Consider the following 17,002-nt stretch of genomic DNA (forward strand, 5'->3'; position numbering starts at 1 on the left):
ATTGGTGACTAAAATAACAGTCGCTATCATCATTAACTTTATTTATTACCGTCATTCAGTTCTGAATGTCTGTTTACCCCTATTTCAACCGGATGCCTCGCATCCGGTTTTTTTTACCCTTCTTTACACAACTTTAATTTATCTGTGCTACGGCAAAAAATTCCCTAACGACTATTAATCAATCAATTAGCCTGTCAATTGCCCTTATTCAGCCAATGTCTTGTTATTTCGTGCGATTGTTCGTCCTGTACTTTGTCAATATCGCGACTGGTCAGCGTTGTTGGCGCGGTTTCATTGGCGCTTCGATTCTAAGATAATTCCTGGAGAGTATCGCGCCGCTGGCACCATTCTGTAGTATGGATTTACGCCATTAGCCTTTATACTGCCTGCAGCATCTGCTTTGTTGCCAGTTACTCTGGCGCTACATCCTGTTTACAAACAATGATGAGTCGTTCAGCCACAAGATGACCCCGAAAAAATTCTCCCTGATCCCCGGCAACATCAGCCGCTTCTTCATTTTGATGGTTATTGTCCTGCTGGCGACGATGGGGGTGATGATTCAAAGTGCCGTCAATGCCTGGCTGAAAGAGAAGAGCTATCAGGTGGTTGATGTCTCCCACGCCTTGCACCAGCGCATTGACACCTGGCGCTATGCCACCTGGCAGATCTACGACAATATCGCCGCGACCTCGGCTAACGCTGCGAGCGGTGGCTTGCAGGAGACGCGTTTAAAACAGGACGTCTACTACCTTGAGAAGCCCCGGCGTAAAACCGAAGCGCTGATTTTTGGCTCCCACGATAGCTCGACCCTCGAGATGACGCAGAAAATGTCCGATTATCTCGATATTTTGTGGGGTGCGGAAACCATCCCATGGTCGATGTACTATCTCAATGGTCTGGATAATAGCCTGATTCTGGTCTCAACCCTGCCGTTGAAGGACCTCTCCTCAAGCTTTAAAGAGTCAACGATCAGTAGCGTCGTGGAATCCCGGCGCGCGGAGATGCTGCTGCAGGCCAATACCCTTGATGAGCGCGAGACCTTCTCGCCGCTGCGCCATCTCGCCTGGCAGAACGCGCACTACTTTACGTTACGCACCACCTTCAACCAGCCTGGACATCTGGCCACGGTGGTCGCTTTCGACCTGCCGATTAACGATCTGATCCCGCCAGGCATGGCGTTGGACAGCTTCCGTATCGAGCCAGACCCGTCGCAAAACATTGCCACCAATCCTGACAAAGAGACGACCGACCATATCGGGATCACCTTTAACGGCATGCAGATCGACATCGCCACCGATATCAGCACTACCGGTATGCAGTTGCTCTGGACGGTACCGCTGAGCAGCATGCTGCTGGCCGCCCTGCAGAATATTCTTCTGCCGCTGCTGCTCAACATTGGCCTGCTGGCGCTAGCGCTGTTTGGTTTTACCACCTTTCGTCACTTTAAAGGACGCAGCAATCCGTCTGGCGCCGGGCTCCCTTCCGCCGCCAACAGCGAACTGCGTCTGCTACGCGCTATAAATGAAGAAATTGTTTCTTTGCTGCCGCTGGGGCTGCTGGTTCACGATCAGGAAGCCAACCGAACCCTTATCAGCAACCCTATTGCCGACCATCTGCTTCCGCACCTGAATCTGCAGAACATCACCAATATGGCGGACCAGCATCAGGGGGTGATTCAGGCTACCGTCAATAATGAGCAGTATGAAATCCGCCAGTATCGCAGCCAGGTAGCCCCGCGCACGCAGATCCTGATTATCCGAGACCAGGACCGCGAAGTGCTGGTCAATAAAAAGCTCAAGCAGGCCCAGCGCTTGTATGAGAAAAACCAGCAGGGGCGGGCGGCCTTTATGCAGCATATTGGCAGCGCCCTGAAGCAGCCCGCGCTGAACCTGGCGGCAGAGGCGGCGGCGCTCGACAGCGCAGAGAACCGGACGCTGGCGCAGCATGCCGATGAGCTGGTCAAACTGATCGATGACATTCAGCTCGCCAATCTGCTGGAAAGCGACACCTGGAAAACCAGCCAGGCGCTGTTCTCGGTTCAGGAACTGATCGATGACGTTGTACCGGAAGTTCTGCCGGCGATGAAGCGCAAGGGTTTGCAGCTGCTGATCAATAACGCGCTCCCTGCCGGTGAGCAGCGCTACGGTGACCGTGAAGCCCTGCGACGCACACTGGTGCTGTTAATCCAGTATTCCATCACCACCACGCCTATCGGCAAGATCACCCTCGACGTTTGTCAGGACGAGTCGGCCAGCGATCGTTTGACCTTCCGCATTCTGGATACTGGCAACGGCGTCTCGGCAAACGAGAGCGACAATTTGCACTTCCCGTATCTCAACGAGACCCAGAGCGATCTGTACGGCAAGGCGAACGCCCTCACCTTCTGGCTGTGCGACCGCATGACGCGCAAACTGGGTGGGCAGTTGACCATCAAAGCGCGGGAGTCGCTGGGAACGCGCTATACCCTGCACCTGAAAATGCCGGCCAGCGAAGAGGCGCCAGAGGCGGGCGAACATCTGCTGGATGACGTTATCGTCCTGCTGGATGTGACTTCCAGTGAAGTGCGGCGGATTGTCACCCGCCAGCTGGAGAGCTGGGGGGCGTCGTGCATCACGCCGGACGATCGGGCGACAAGTCAAGCGTTCGATCTGTATTTAACGGATAATCCGTCTAATCTTACTGCTTCGGGCTTGCTTTTAAGCGATGATGAGGTCGGGATACGCAAGATCGGCCCGGGACAACTGCGGGTCAACTTTAATATTAGCACGGCGATGCAGGAGGCTATCCTGCAGCTTATTGAGCAGCAGCTGGCGGAGGAGGCGGTTCAGCCCGCCACCTCAGGAAACGAGAGTAACGCCGAACTCCATGCCAGCGGCTATTACGCACTGTTTGCCGATACGGTACCGGATGATGTTCAGAGATTGTATACTGAAATCGAAGCGGGCGATTTTGCTGCTCTGGCGCAAACCGCCCACCGCCTCAAAGGGGCATTTGCTATGCTTAATCTGATACCCGGCAAGCAGTTATGTGAAACGCTTGAGCATCTGATTCGCGAAAAGGATGCGCAAGGCATAGAAAAATATATCAGCGACATTGACGCTTACGTCAAGAGCTTGCTGTAGAAGGTAGCCTTATACATGAACACTATGAACGTAATTATTGCCGATGACCATCCGATCGTACTGTTCGGTATTCGTAAGTCACTTGAGCAAATTGAGTGGGTGAACGTCGTTGGCGAGTTTGAAGACTCCACGGCCCTTATCAACAATCTTCCGAAGCTGGACGCCCATGTGCTGATCACCGATCTGTCCATGCCCGGTGATAAATACGGCGACGGGATCACGCTGATTAAATACATCAAGCGCCACTTCCCGGATCTGTCGATCATTGTTCTGACCATGAACAACAACCCGGCGATCCTCAGCGCGGTGCTGGATTTGGATATCGAAGGGATCGTTCTCAAGCAAGGAGCGCCGACCGACCTGCCAAAAGCGCTGGCCGCGCTGCAGAAAGGGAAGAAATTCACACCGGAAAGCGTCTCTCGTCTGCTGGAAAAAATCAGCGCCAGCGGCTATGGCGATAAACGCCTGTCGCCGAAAGAGAGCGAAGTGCTGCGTCTGTTCGCTGAAGGCTTCCTGGTGACCGAGATCGCCAAAAAGCTCAACCGCAGCATCAAAACCATCAGTAGCCAGAAGAAGTCGGCAATGATGAAGCTGGGCGTGGAAAACGACATTGCGCTGCTGAACTACCTCTCCTCCGTCTCGCTGAGTTCAACGGATAAAGAGTAATCCCTTTGTTTTCTCCGTCTCGCCCCGGCGAGACGGAGCTCCCCGTTATTCCCGCCCGTTACGTACCCGCGCCGCATACACCGTCAGCGTTTGCTTCAGCACGTCGAGGGTGACCGGCTTGGACAGGCAGCTGTCCATCCCCGATTCAAGACAGCGCTGCTTCTCTTCCGCCAGGGCATTGGCGGTGACGCCGATCACCGGCAGCGTCAGGCCAAGCTGACGAATGCGCTGCGTCAGACGATAACCATCCATATTGGGCATGTTGACGTCGCTGAGCACGATATCGATATGCTGTTTGCTAAGTACGTTGAGCGCGTCGACCCCGTCGTTAGCGGTCACGCACTGGTAGCCGAGCGATCCCAGCTGATCCGCCAGCAGACGGCGGTTAATCGGGTGATCGTCGACCACGAGGATCATCATGTCGTCGTTATTACCGATCTGCGCGTCCGGCGCCATCAGCGCCCGGCTATTCTCCGCGCTGGCGAGGGCGACGTGGAAAATACGCCCCAGCAGCGGCAGCAGTTCATGCGGCGTCGTCACGCTGTGCAGCCACTCTCCGGCCGCTCGCTCCTGCGGGATGCCGATATGGCGGCGGCAGAAGATGACCATCGCACTCCCCTGCCAGCCCCTCTGCGCTTCATCGTCAGTCAGCAAGACATCGTCGGCGTCCGGCGTTTCTCCGGCATGGCGGCGTACCGTCAGGCCGTGATAGCTGAGCAGCGACGTGACGAACATCGCCAGCGAGGTATTATGGATTGCCAGCCAGCAGGTCTTGCCTGCGAAACCGTCCGCCGTCACCTGCGGTGTGTTCTGCACGCCATACAGCGGGATACGGATGGTAAAACGGCTGCCCATCCCCGGCTCCGTTTCCACGGCGATATCGCCATCCATCATGCTGATCAGCTTTTCACAGATCGCCAGGCCAAGGCCGGTGCCCTGGAAGTTTCGCTGCACGCCGGTCCCCACCTGGAAGAAGGGATCGAACAGGCGCAACACCTCTTTCGCCGGGATCCCCTCCCCGGTATCGCGGACGCTGATCTGCAGATAATCCCCCGCACACTGGACGTGCAGGATAATACAGCCGGTGTCGGTGAACTTAATCGCATTGCTCAGCAGGTTAGAGATCACCTGCTGCAGGCGCATCGGGTCGCCGGACATCTGCTCCGGGACATCCGGCTCGATAAAACAGTACAGACCCAGCTGCTTGCGTACCACCAGCGGCAGATAGTTAGCAGAGATATGGTTCATCACTTCGCGCGGGGAAAACTCCCGCGGCTCGATCTTCAACTGCTCAGACTCGATTTTCGAGAAATCGAGAATATCGCTGATGATTTTCAGCAGCAGGCTGGAAGAGTTGTTCATCGCCGTCACCAGGCGATCAACGCCCTTCGGCAGGGCCTTAGTCTGCAGCAGATCGAGGTTACCGATGATGCCGTATAGCGGGGTACGCAGCTCATGGCTGACGGTCGCAAGGAACATCGATTTCGACTGGCTGGCCTGTTCAGCCGCCTGGGCCATCTCCTGCAGCGACTCCTCCATTTTCACGCGGGCGGAAACGTCCACCAGCACGCAAATGGCGACGTTTTCATTGCGATAACGCGAATGGACAAAGCTAATCTGCAGGTTGGTATGGTTGCTGGTCAGCACATCGACAAAGTTGACCTGCTGGCCGCAGATAATCTGCGTCAGCCGCTGGCGATCCTCATGGGTCAGCATATTCAGGTAGTTGTGCGCCAGCTCGTTACTGAGAATATTGGTCCCGTCGACGGTGCGCAGAATACAGATCCCCACCGGGGCTGAGGCCACGATTTTGCGGTTGAACTGTTCATGCTCTTCCAGTCGCTGCGCATCATTTTCCGCCGGGATAAAAATGCGCCGCTCATACATTCGCGCCAGCGCAAACAGCATTGCTCCGGTCAGAATATTGAGAATGATGGCGTTGATGATGAGCATGCGGATCCGCTCCAGCACCTGGTCCACCGAAACGGAATAGACGATACTTAAGGAGGACGGCGCCAGGCTTTTTTTCAGCACCAGCTCGCGAAAGCCTGCGCTGTAGCCAAACCACATCCGCTCCTGCATCCACTTCGCTTCGCTCTGGATTTTGCCTTCCGCGCCGGCCAGCGAGATCAGCGGCTGGCCGTTATCGTCAAAAATCGTCACGCTCATCGGCAAACTGCCTGGCGTGAAGAAGCTTTCCATACGGATGGTCTGCTCCACGCCGAGCATCGCCTGCAGACGGTTGGCCATATAGACCGGGGTCAGGGCATAAAAGTAGCCCACGCCGGGGCGCACGCCCTGGCTTATCCAGAACAGGTTGTTGCCGCGCTCGTTTTGCGGCGCGTTGCGATATTGCTCAATGCGCTGATGCAGGACTTTCAGCGCCTGATCGCGCTCAATCGGCACGTCCCGTAGGCCAAAGTTGGCCATGCAGAGGTTATCGCTGCCAATGAGAAAGATGCGGTTAAGGTCGTAGGCAGCGGTAAAATTATCCCGCCAGTAGCGCATAAACCACGCCAGTGATTGCAGCGAATTACGCCAGGTGCTGCTCATCGCGCTGCAGTCGGAATCTGGGTACAGGGGTTCAAAGTTGGGCACCGCGATATCGCCGTTTTGCCCTTGCGCTACCGCGTCCCCTGCCGACAAGCGGTTACCGGCGACGTACTTCAGCTCTTTAATCACGTCCGCCGTACGCTGAATATAGCGCTGGGCCTGGTCGGCGTTGAGATTGAGCTCCTGATGGATCTCGGCTTCCCGCTCGTGCAGGGCATTGACGATATAGAACACAGAGACAAACGCAATCAGCAGCCACAGTAATACCGCCAGCGCTCTGAACAGATAACGTGAAACCTTCAGGGTTGTATGAAACGAGGCAAGATATTTCAATGTGGCGATGCTCGGCCGTCAGGGACTCAACAGAATGGGGTTAAAGTAGCGGTAAACCGGCTTTGCCGCAATCTTAATGCAAAAAGGGCCGGGAGAATACCCGGCCCTTTCAGAACATTTACCTGGGACGATTACTCTTCGTCTTCGGCGATGTCGTCATCGGTATCCGCTTCCGGGGCGATATCGTCATCGCCTTCCGCTACGCTACCGTCGATGGCATCCAGTTCTTCGTCGTCCACCGGCTCTGCCACGCGCTGCAGACCCACCACGTTTTCATCTTCCGCGGTGCGGATGAGGATCACACCCTGGGTGTTACGGCCCACGATGCTCACTTCGGAAACGCGGGTACGAACCAGCGTCCCGGCGTCGGTGATCATCATGATCTGATCGCAGTCATCCACCTGCACGGCGCCCACAACGGAGCCGTTACGCTCGGTGACTTTGATCGAGATAACGCCCTGAGTGGCACGCGATTTGGTCGGATACTCCGCCGCTGCGGTACGTTTACCGTAACCGTTTTGCGTTACCGTCAGGATCGCGCCTTCGCCGCGCGGAATAATCAGCGAGACGACGCTGTCGTTTTCCGCCAGCTTGATGCCGCGTACGCCGGTGGCGGTACGGCCCATGGCGCGAACGGCGTCTTCTTTGAAGCGCACAACCTTACCGGCCGCGGAGAACAGCATCACTTCGTCCTGACCAGAGGTCAGATCGACGCCGATCAGCTCATCGCCTTCGTTCAGATTGACCGCGATGATACCGGCGGAACGCGGACGGCTGAACTCGGTCAGCGCGGTTTTCTTCACGGTACCGCTGGCGGTCGCCATAAAGACGTTGACGCCCTCTTCGTACTCGCGGACCGGCAGGATGGCGGTGATACGCTCATCGGCTTCCAGCGGCAGCAGGTTGACGATCGGACGACCGCGCGCGCCGCGACTGGCTTCCGGCAGCTGATAGACCTTCATCCAGTACAGACGGCCACGGCTCGAGAAGCAGAGGATAGTGTCATGGGTGTTAGCCACCAGCAGGCGGTCGATAAAGTCTTCTTCTTTAATGCGCGCTGCTGACTTGCCTTTACCGCCACGACGCTGTGCTTCGTAGTCGGTCAGCGGCTGATACTTCACATAGCCCTGATGCGACAGGGTGACCACCACGTCTTCCTGGTTGATCAGATCTTCGATGTTAATATCAGCGCTGTTGGCAGTGATTTCGGTACGACGTTCGTCGCCGAACTGGTCGCGGATCAGTTCCAGCTCTTCGCGAATCACTTCCATCAGACGGTCGGCGCTGCCGAGAATGTGCAGCAGCTCTGCGATCTGCTCCAGCAGCTCTTTATATTCGTCGAGCAGTTTTTCATGCTCAAGGCCGGTCAGTTTCTGCAGACGCAGATCCAGAATCGCCTGAGCCTGCTGCTCGGTCAGGTAGTATTTACCGTCGCGCACGCCGAACTCTGGTTCCAGCCATTCCGGACGCGCGGCGTCATCACCGGCGCGCTCCAGCATCGCCGCAACGTTACCGAGATCCCACGCCTGGGCAACCAGCGCCGTTTTCGCTTCTGCCGGGGTCGGCGCGCGACGGATCAGTTCGATAATCGGGTCGATGTTGGCCAGCGCAACGGCCAGCGCTTCGAGGATATGCGCCCGGTCGCGCGCTTTGCGCAGTTCGAAAATCGTACGACGGGTCACCACTTCACGGCGGTGGCGTACAAACGCGGCGATGATGTCCTTCAGGTTCATGATCTTCGGCTGACCATGGTGCAGAGCAACCATGTTGATGCCGAAGGAGACCTGCAGCTGGGTCTGGGAGTAGAGGTTGTTGAGCACCACTTCCCCTACCGCATCGCGCTTCACTTCAATCACGATGCGCATCCCGTCTTTATCAGACTCGTCACGCAGCGCGCTGATGCCTTCCACGCGTTTTTCTTTGACCAGCTCGGCGATTTTCTCAATCAGGCGCGCTTTGTTCACCTGATACGGAATTTCGTGCACGATGATGGTTTCGCGGCCGGATTTCGCGTCCACTTCCACTTCCGCGCGCGCGCGGATGTACACTTTACCGCGACCGGTGCGGTAAGCCTCTTCAATGCCACGACGGCCATTAATAATGGCGGCGGTCGGGAAATCAGGGCCTGGAATATGCGCCATCAACCCTTCAATGCTGATGTCTTCATCGTCAACATACGCCAGACAGCCGTTGATCACTTCCGTCAGGTTATGCGGCGGTATATTGGTCGCCATCCCTACCGCGATCCCGGAGGCGCCGTTCACCAGCAGGTTAGGAATTTTGGTCGGCATGACGTCCGGAATACGCTCCGTACCGTCATAGTTGTCGACGAAATCGACCGTCTCTTTTTCAAGATCGGCCATCAGCTCATGAGCGATTTTCGCCAGACGAATTTCGGTATAACGCATCGCCGCGGCGGAGTCGCCGTCGATGGAACCGAAGTTACCCTGGCCGTCCACCAGCATGTAACGCAGCGAGAACGGCTGCGCCATACGAACGATGGTGTCGTATACCGCGGAGTCGCCGTGCGGGTGGTATTTACCGATTACGTCACCAACGACACGGGCTGATTTTTTATAGGCTTTGTTCCAGTCATTGCCCAATACGTTCATGGCGTAAAGTACGCGACGGTGTACCGGCTTCAGGCCATCTCGGACATCCGGCAGCGCACGGCCAACAATGACCGACATCGCATAATCCAGATAAGAGTTCTTAAGCTCTTCCTCAATGTTGACCGGTGTAATTTCTCTCGCAAGGTCGCTCATCTAACCGCTATCCCTCTACTGTATCCCGGATTCAAAGGTCGCAAATTATAACACAGCCGCGCTAATAGAGGTAAAGCAATACGGTTTATTCATGGCGCGCTGCTGATATACTCGCAGGTCTGAACAGAAAAGGAGTAAAAGCGCCCATGAATGCCGAAAAAACGTCGGTAGCCCCTAACGTCGATCATGCTGAAATCGCCAAATTCGAAGCCGTCGCCTCGCGCTGGTGGGATCTGGAGGGCGAGTTCAAACCGCTCCACCGCATCAACCCGCTGCGGCTGGGTTATATCGCCGAACGCTCCGGCGGCCTGTTCGGTAAAAAAGTCCTCGATGTCGGCTGCGGCGGCGGCATTCTCACCGAGAGCATGGCGCGCGAAGGTGCGACGGTCACCGGACTGGACATGGGTGCCGAACCGCTGCAGGTCGCGAAGCTGCACGCCCTGGAGAGCGGTATTCAGGTGGACTATGTTCAGGAAACGGTTGAGGAACATGCCGCGAAGCATCCGCAGCAGTATGACGTCGTGACCTGTATGGAGATGCTGGAGCACGTGCCCGACCCGCAGTCGGTGGTGCATGCCTGCGCGCGGCTGGTGAAGCCCGGCGGCCAGGTCTTCTTCTCCACCATCAACCGCAACGGCAAGGCCTGGCTGATGGCGGTGGTCGGTGCGGAATATGTCATGAAGATGGTGCCTAAGGGCACTCATGATGTGAAGAAGTTTATCAAACCGGCCGAGCTGCTGAGCTGGGTAGATCAGACTACTCTGAAAGAGCAGCATATCATCGGTCTGCATTACAATCCGCTGACCAACACCTTCAAGTTAGCGCCGGGGGTTGATGTTAACTATATGTTGCATACGACCGCCAAACAGGACTGAGGTCAGCACCTGCGCTTATGATGATTGCGCGGCATCAAGCCGCGTGATTATTTCTTCCGATGAAGAAATCAGCACTCGATCAAATTTTCATTTTTTTTTCTGTTTTATTGACTTCTTCTCCAGGCCTTATGCGACGTGGACTTGCGGATTATTACCCTTCCGCAACCTCAATTTAACGTCAAAATCAACCCTTGTACTCAAAAGATTCCTTACTAAAATACTCACCATATAGCGTTTCTTTTATCGACAACCCCCTACATATAGTATTTATCCACAGAGTTAGTCACAACGGCCTTCTGTGGATAAACGGGGGATATTTTCTTTCACGGACAGGTAAAATCCACATGAATCAGAGTCTGCTGGTGACAAAGCGCGACGGGACCACCGAGCGCATCAATCTCGACAAAATCCATCGCGTACTGGATTGGGCGGCAGAAGGACTGAATAACGTTTCGATTTCCCAGGTAGAGCTGCGCTCTCATATCCAGTTCTATGACGGCATCAAAACCGCGGACATCCACGAAACCATTATTAAAGCCGCTGCGGATCTGATCTCCCGCGACGCGCCGGATTACCAGTACCTCGCCGCGCGTCTGGCGATTTTCCATTTGCGTAAAAAAGCCTTCGGCCAGTTTGAGCCGCCGGCGCTCTACGATCACGTGGTGAAGATGGTCGAGAAGGGTAAATACGATCATCATCTGCTGGAAGACTACACGGAAGAAGAGTTCCAGCAGATGGACGGTTTCCTCGACCACTGGCGCGACATGAACTTCTCCTACGCAGCCGTTAAGCAGCTGGAAGGCAAGTATCTGGTACAAAACCGCGTTACCGGCGAAATTTATGAGAGCGCACAGTTCCTCTATATTCTGGTCGCCGCGTGTCTGTTCTCGAACTACCCGCGCGAAACCCGTCTGGACTATATTAAGCGTTTCTACGACGCGGTATCGACCTTTAAAATCTCGCTGCCGACGCCAATCATGTCCGGCGTGCGCACCCCAACCCGTCAGTTCAGCTCCTGCGTGCTGATCGAGTGCGGCGACAGCCTGGATTCCATCAACGCCACCTCCAGCGCGATTGTGAAATACGTTTCCCAGCGCGCCGGGATCGGCATCAACGCCGGGCGCATTCGCGCGCTGGGCAGCCCGATCCGCGGCGGCGAAGCCTTCCACACCGGTTGCATTCCGTTCTACAAACATTTCCAGACCGCGGTGAAATCCTGCTCGCAGGGCGGCGTTCGCGGCGGCGCGGCGACCCTCTTCTACCCAATGTGGCATCTGGAAGTGGAAAGCCTGCTGGTGCTGAAAAACAACCGCGGTACCGACGCCAACCGCGTTCGTCATATGGACTACGGCGTACAGATCAACAAGCTGATGTACACCCGTCTGCTGAAGGGCGGCGACATTACCCTGTTCAGCCCTTCCGATGTCCCGGGCCTGTATGACGCCTTCTTTGCCGATCAGGACGAGTTTGAGCGCCTGTACACCCAGTACGAGCAGGACGACAGCATTCGCAAGCAGCGTATTAAAGCCGTTGAGCTGTTCTCGCTGATGATGCAGGAACGCGCCTCTACCGGCCGCATCTACATCCAGAACGTCGACCACTGCAACACCCACAGCCCGTTCGATCCGGTAGTCGCCCCGGTGCGTCAGTCTAACCTGTGCCTGGAGATCGCCCTGCCGACCAAACCGCTGGAAGACGTCAACGACGAAAACGGCGAAATCGCGCTGTGCACCCTGTCGGCCTTCAACCTCGGCGCGATTGACAGCCTCGACGAGCTGGAAGAGCTGGCGGTGCTGGCGGTGCGTGCCCTGGATGCACTGCTGGACTATCAGGATTACCCGATCCCGGCCGCCAAACGCGGCGCGATGGGGCGTCGTACGCTGGGCATCGGCGTGATCAACTTCGCTTACTATCTGGCGAAGCATGGCAAACGCTACTCCGACGGCAGCGCCAACAACCTGACGCACAAAACCTTCGAAGCGATTCAGTACTACCTGCTGAAGGCCTCCAACGAGCTGGCTATCGAGCAGGGCGCCTGCCCGTGGTTCAATGAAACCACCTATGCGCAGGGTATCCTGCCGATCGATACCTATAAGAAAGACCTGGACGGCATCGTCAGCGAATCTCTGCACTTCGACTGGGAAGCATTGCGCGAATCCATTAAAACCCACGGTCTGCGTAACTCCACGCTCTCCGCACTGATGCCGTCCGAGACCTCGTCGCAGATCTCCAACGCCACCAACGGCATTGAGCCGCCGCGCGGCCACGTCAGTATCAAAGCGTCCAAGGACGGTATCCTGCGCCAGGTGGTGCCGGATTACGAAAATCTGCAGAACGCCTATGAGCTGCTGTGGGAAATGCCGAACAACGACGGTTATCTGCAGCTGGTGGGTATCATGCAGAAGTTTATCGACCAGTCGATCTCTGCCAACACCAACTACGATCCGACGCGCTTCCCGTCCGGAAAAGTGCCGATGCAGCAGTTGCTCAAAGACCTGCTCAACGCCTATAAATTCGGTGTCAAAACGCTGTACTATCACAACACCCGTGATGGCGCAGAAGACGCTCAGGATGACCTGGCCCCGTCCATCCAGGACGACGGCTGCGAAAGCGGCGCTTGTAAGATCTAAGTTATTTTTGCCGGGTGGCGCGATGCTTACCCGGCCTACGATTGTGTAGGCCCGGCCAATGCAGTACCGCCGGGCAATACATTTCAACAGGACTCACTTCAATGGCATACACCACTTTTTCACAGACGAAAAACGATCAGCTGCTGGAACCGATGTTTTTTGGCCAGCCGGTTAACGTGGCCCGCTACGATCAGCAAAAATATGACATCTTTGAAAAGCTGATTGAAAAGCAGCTCTCCTTCTTCTGGCGTCCGGAAGAGGTTGACGTTTCCCGCGATCGCATCGACTACCAGGCGCTGCCGGAACATGAAAAACATATTTTCATCAGCAACCTGAAGTACCAGACGCTGCTCGACTCCATCCAGGGCCGCAGCCCGAACGTTGCGCTGCTGCCGCTGATCTCCATCCCGGAGCTGGAAACCTGGGTGGAAACCTGGGCCTTCTCCGAGACCATCCACTCGCGCTCCTACACCCATATCATCCGCAACATCGTCAACGATCCGGCGACCGTGTTCGACGATATCGTGACCAACGAGCAGATCCAGAAACGTGCGGAAGGCATCTCTCACTATTACGATTCGCTGATCGAAATGACCAGCTACTGGCACCTGCTGGGCGAAGGCACCCACACCGTCAACGGCAAAACCGTGACCGTGAATCTGCGCGAGCTGAAAAAGAAACTCTATCTGTGCCTGATGAGCGTCAACGCGCTGGAAGCGATCCGCTTCTACGTTAGCTTCGCCTGCTCCTTCGCTTTCGCCGAGCGCAAGCTGATGGAAGGTAACGCCAAAATTATCCGCCTGATCGCTCGCGATGAAGCGCTGCACCTGACCGGCACCCAGCATATGCTGAACCTGCTGCGCTCCGGCAGCGACGATCCGGAGATGGCGGAAATCGCCGAAGAGTGCAAGCAGGAGTGCTATGACCTGTTCGTGCTGGCGGCGCAGCAGGAGAAAGAGTGGGCGGACTATCTGTTCCGCGACGGCTCGATGATCGGCCTGAACAAAGATATTCTCTGCCAGTACGTCGAGTACATCACCAATATCCGCATGCAGGCAGTGGGCCTTGATCTGCCATTCCAGACCCGCTCCAACCCAATCCCATGGATCAACACCTGGCTGGTCTCCGATAACGTCCAGGTGGCGCCGCAGGAAGTGGAAGTCAGCTCGTATCTCGTCGGTCAGATCGATTCTGAAGTCGATGCCGACGACCTGAGCAACTTCCAGCTGTAATGAAGCGGATTTTCCTGAAAATCTCTGACACTCGCCTTGAGTGTCAGGATGAACACCCTTCCCTGCTGGCGGCGCTGGAGTCGCATAATATCGATGTGGAATATCAGTGCCGCGAAGGCTATTGCGGTTCCTGCCGCACGCGTCTGGTTTCCGGCCAGGTTGACTGGCTGACCGAGCCGCTGGCCTTTATCCAGCCGGGGGAAATTTTGCCCTGCTGCTGCCGGGCGAAAGGCGATATTGAGATCGAGATGTAAGTGTTGTCGATGTGTGCGGCCTGATGCCCTCACCCCGGCCCTCTCCCATAAGGAGAGGGGGAAAACATAAAAGGGCCTTACGGCCCTTTTGTTTTATTTCGCGTCCAGGAACTGCACCGCTTTATCCGGGAAATCGGTAAACAAGCCGTCGACGCCCGCCTGGTGATACAGCAGGTCATAGAGCTGATTAACGTTAGTGGCGTACTCCGGCAACTGATCCGCGCGCACGGTGTACGGATGCACCTGCAGATGGCTGGCATGCGCCTCTTTCACCATCGCCGTCAGCTTCACCGCGCCCGGCTTCGAGCCTTCCGCCACCAGCATATGGTAATCCGGGCCAATACCGTCGGCGTACTGCGCAATCTGCGCCATCGCACCCGGCTGGAACATCCAGTCGTAGCTGTAGTTCACCCATTTGCCATCTGCCTGTTTCTGCTGGGTTTCATTCCAGTCGGTATAGGCGATGAGCTGCACCAGATTGAGATCCATGCCCATCTTCGGTTCCAGCTCATTTTTGATACGTTTGAGCTCGTTGGCGTCAAAGCACTGCAGATAAACCTTATCCTGCTTGCTGGTGTAGCCATATTCCTTCAGCACTTTCAGGGTACTGGCAGCAATATCTTTGCCTTCCTGATGGTGGAACCACGGCGCTTTGATTTCCGGGTAGATACCGATATTTTTACCCGTCGAATGGTTCAGCCCCTGGACAAACTCAATCTCTTCTTCAAAGGTATGAATGCGAAAATCGGATTTGCCCATCGGGAAACGCCCGGGATAGGTTTGGACGTTCTTACCATTTTTCGGCTCAAAACCTTCGGTAAACTTCAACGACTTAATCTCGGCCAGGGTAAAGTCGATGGCGTAGAAACGGCCATCTTTACGCGCCCGCTGCGGGAAACGCTGCGCAACGTCAGTCACCCGATCGAGATAATGGTCGTGTAACACCACCAGCCGGTCGTCTTTGGTCATCACCAGATCTTGCTCAAGGTAATCCGCCCCCTGAGCGTAAGCCATCGCTTTCGCCGGCAGGGTATGTTCCGGCAGATACCCGCTGGCGCCGCGGTGGGCGATGACCATTTTCTCCGCTGCGACAGCGCTGAAGCACAGTGCCGAACTGGCCAAAATCATGCCGCTCATTAGCGCGGTGAGTTTCATGTTCATCGTCGCTCCTTAGGCTTGTTTCAGTTGTTGATGATGACGACGCTCGCCAAGCATCACGATAACCAGCAGGATAACCGCCAGCACGCTGCCGCCGATCATCACCATGAAGCCGCCGTCCCAGCCGAAGAAATCGACGGTGTAGCCGACGATGGCGCTCGCCGCCACGGAACCGCCAAGATAGCCGAACAGGCCGGTGAAGCCCGCGGCGGTACCGGCGGCTTTTTTCGGCGCCAGCTCGAGGGCATGCAGACCGATCAGCATCACCGGGCCGTAGATCAGGAAGCCGATAATAATCATACAGGCCATATCGACGCCCGGATTGCCCGGCGGATTGAGCCAGTAAACGACAGTGGCGATGGTCACCAGGGTCATAAAGAACACGCCGGTCGCGCCGCGGTTGCCTTTAAACACTTTGTCCGACATCCAGCCGCACAGCAGCGTGCCCGGGATCCCCGCGTACTCATAGAGGAAGTAGGCCCAGGAGGATTTATCCAGCGCGAAGTGTTTGACCTCTTTCAGGTAGGTCGGCGACCAGTCCAGAATGCCGTAGCGCAGCAGATAAACGAAGACGTTAGCGATAGCGATGTACCACAGCAGCTTGTTCGGCAGAATGTACTGCATAAAGATCTGCTTCGCCGTCAGCTCTTCTTCGTGCTTTTCACTATAGTCATCCGGATAGTCGTTTTTATACTCTTCGATCGGCGGCAGACCGCAGGACTGCGGGGTATCGCGCATCATCGCGAAGGCAAAAATCGCCAGCAGGATCGCGCCGAAAGCCGGCATATACAGCGCCGCGTGCCAGTCGTTAAACCACGCCATCCCCAGCAGGAACAGCAGCGGCGGAATACCGCCGCCGACGTTATGCGCGCAGTTCCACACCGAGACAATCCCACCGCGCTCTTTCTGCGACCACCAGTGCACCATGGTCCGGCCGCACGGCGGCCAGCCCATCCCCTGGAACCATCCGCAAAGAAACAGCAATACGAACATGATCATGATGCTGGAAGTCGCCCACGGTACAAAGCCCATCACCAGCATCACCAGCGCGGCGAGGATCAAGCCGGCCGGCAGGAAAATGCGCGGATTCGAGCGGTCAGAGACCGAGCCCATGATGAATTTCGAAAATCCGTAGGCGATGGAGATGCCGGAAAGGGCGAAACCGAGGTCGCCACGGGAGAAGCCCTGCTCAATCAAATAAGGCATCGCCAGGGCAAAGTTCTTACGAACCAGATAGTAAGCGGCATAACCAAAAAAGATGCCAATGAAAATCTGCCAGCGTAATCGACGATACAGCGGGTCGATCTCCGCTGCTGGCAAACGCGCTTTATGCGCGGCGGGTTTAAAAATACTTAACATATCAGCCTCCGTGGCCCTTGCTGTTTTCTACTGACGTCACGACAAAATCCCAGAT

At 56.0% G+C, this 17,002-nt stretch carries 10 protein-coding genes; 6 read left to right on the forward strand and 4 right to left on the reverse strand.

All coding sequences use genetic code 11. The features are described 5' to 3' along the window. Positions 1-464: 464 nt before the first annotated feature. Positions 465-3,122 (forward strand): phosphotransferase RcsD, encoded by a 2,658-nt coding sequence (gene rcsD / locus SPE70_RS18545; RefSeq protein ID WP_324726398.1) that lies wholly within the window; start codon positions 465-467, stop codon positions 3,120-3,122. Between the two features lie 15 nt (positions 3,123-3,137). After that, a complete protein-coding gene (rcsB, locus tag SPE70_RS18550) occupies positions 3,138-3,788 on the forward strand; it encodes a response regulator transcription factor RcsB (RefSeq protein WP_004201684.1) in 651 nt (216 codons plus the stop codon). 45 nt (positions 3,789-3,833) lie between these two features. Here the strand turns inward: rcsB and rcsC are convergent, their stop codons facing one another. Both rcsC and gyrA read right to left on the reverse strand, forming a co-directional pair. Further along, complete coding sequence (gene rcsC, locus SPE70_RS18555; RefSeq protein ID WP_012967528.1) at positions 3,834-6,674, reverse strand: two-component system sensor histidine kinase RcsC; 2,841 nt, start codon at positions 6,672-6,674, stop codon at positions 3,834-3,836. A 131-nt stretch (positions 6,675-6,805) separates the two neighbouring features. Then, positions 6,806-9,439, reverse strand: a complete 2,634-nt coding sequence (gene gyrA / locus SPE70_RS18560) for a DNA topoisomerase (ATP-hydrolyzing) subunit A (RefSeq protein ID WP_008803974.1) — start codon at positions 9,437-9,439, stop codon at positions 6,806-6,808. Between the two features lie 146 nt (positions 9,440-9,585). Here gyrA and ubiG point away from each other — a divergent pair, with 146 nt between their 5' ends. The 4 genes from ubiG to yfaE all read left to right on the forward strand — a co-directional run bounded on the left by ubiG (position 9,586) and on the right by yfaE (position 14,430). Beyond that, on the forward strand, positions 9,586-10,314 hold the full coding sequence (gene ubiG, locus SPE70_RS18565; protein ID WP_063105989.1) for a bifunctional 2-polyprenyl-6-hydroxyphenol methylase/3-demethylubiquinol 3-O-methyltransferase UbiG: 729 nt from the start codon (positions 9,586-9,588) through the stop codon (positions 10,312-10,314). A 344-nt stretch (positions 10,315-10,658) separates the two neighbouring features. Next, positions 10,659-12,944 carry a class 1a ribonucleoside-diphosphate reductase subunit alpha gene (gene nrdA / locus SPE70_RS18570; RefSeq protein ID WP_008803972.1) on the forward strand — a complete coding sequence of 762 codons (2,286 nt, stop codon included), beginning with the start codon at positions 10,659-10,661 and terminating at the stop codon, positions 12,942-12,944. A 101-nt stretch (positions 12,945-13,045) separates the two neighbouring features. Beyond that, positions 13,046-14,176 carry a class Ia ribonucleoside-diphosphate reductase subunit beta gene (nrdB, locus tag SPE70_RS18575; protein WP_004140835.1) on the forward strand — a complete coding sequence of 377 codons (1,131 nt, stop codon included), beginning with the start codon at positions 13,046-13,048 and terminating at the stop codon, positions 14,174-14,176. Continuing rightward, a complete protein-coding gene (gene yfaE, locus SPE70_RS18580) occupies positions 14,176-14,430 on the forward strand; it encodes a class I ribonucleotide reductase maintenance protein YfaE (protein WP_002913017.1) in 255 nt (84 codons plus the stop codon). The genes nrdB and yfaE overlap by 1 nt, the downstream gene beginning before the upstream one ends. Positions 14,431-14,523: 93 nt before the next feature. Here the strand turns inward: yfaE and glpQ are convergent, their stop codons facing one another. Both glpQ and glpT read right to left on the reverse strand, forming a co-directional pair. Further along, on the reverse strand, positions 14,524-15,591 hold the full coding sequence (gene glpQ, locus SPE70_RS18585; protein WP_064170372.1) for a glycerophosphodiester phosphodiesterase: 1,068 nt from the start codon (positions 15,589-15,591) through the stop codon (positions 14,524-14,526). Between the two features lie 9 nt (positions 15,592-15,600). Then, on the reverse strand, positions 15,601-16,947 hold the full coding sequence (gene glpT, locus SPE70_RS18590; RefSeq protein WP_002913019.1) for a glycerol-3-phosphate transporter: 1,347 nt from the start codon (positions 16,945-16,947) through the stop codon (positions 15,601-15,603). Between the last annotated feature and the right edge of the window lie 55 nt (positions 16,948-17,002).

Origin of the sequence: Klebsiella sp. ZJOU C1 (assembly GCF_035620215.1) — a bacterium.
GTDB classification, from domain to species: Bacteria; Pseudomonadota; Gammaproteobacteria; order Enterobacterales; family Enterobacteriaceae; genus Klebsiella; species Klebsiella variicola.

Bases quoted from the DNA above. Each gene is read 5' to 3' on its own strand.
- rcsD (WP_324726398.1), top strand. From the start codon at position 465: ATGACCCCGAAAAAATTCTCCCTGATCCCCGGCAACATCAGCCGCTTC.
- rcsB (WP_004201684.1), top strand. From the start codon at position 3,138: ATGAACACTATGAACGTAATTATTGCCGATGACCATCCGATCGTACTG.
- gyrA (WP_008803974.1), bottom strand. From the start codon at position 9,439: ATGAGCGACCTTGCGAGAGAAATTACACCGGTCAACATTGAGGAAGAG.
- ubiG (WP_063105989.1), top strand. From the start codon at position 9,586: ATGAATGCCGAAAAAACGTCGGTAGCCCCTAACGTCGATCATGCTGAA.
- nrdA (WP_008803972.1), top strand. From the start codon at position 10,659: ATGAATCAGAGTCTGCTGGTGACAAAGCGCGACGGGACCACCGAGCGC.
- nrdB (WP_004140835.1), top strand. From the start codon at position 13,046: ATGGCATACACCACTTTTTCACAGACGAAAAACGATCAGCTGCTGGAA.
- yfaE (WP_002913017.1), top strand. From the start codon at position 14,176: ATGAAGCGGATTTTCCTGAAAATCTCTGACACTCGCCTTGAGTGTCAG.
- glpQ (WP_064170372.1), bottom strand. From the start codon at position 15,591: ATGAACATGAAACTCACCGCGCTAATGAGCGGCATGATTTTGGCCAGT.
- glpT (WP_002913019.1), bottom strand. From the start codon at position 16,947: ATGTTAAGTATTTTTAAACCCGCCGCGCATAAAGCGCGTTTGCCAGCA.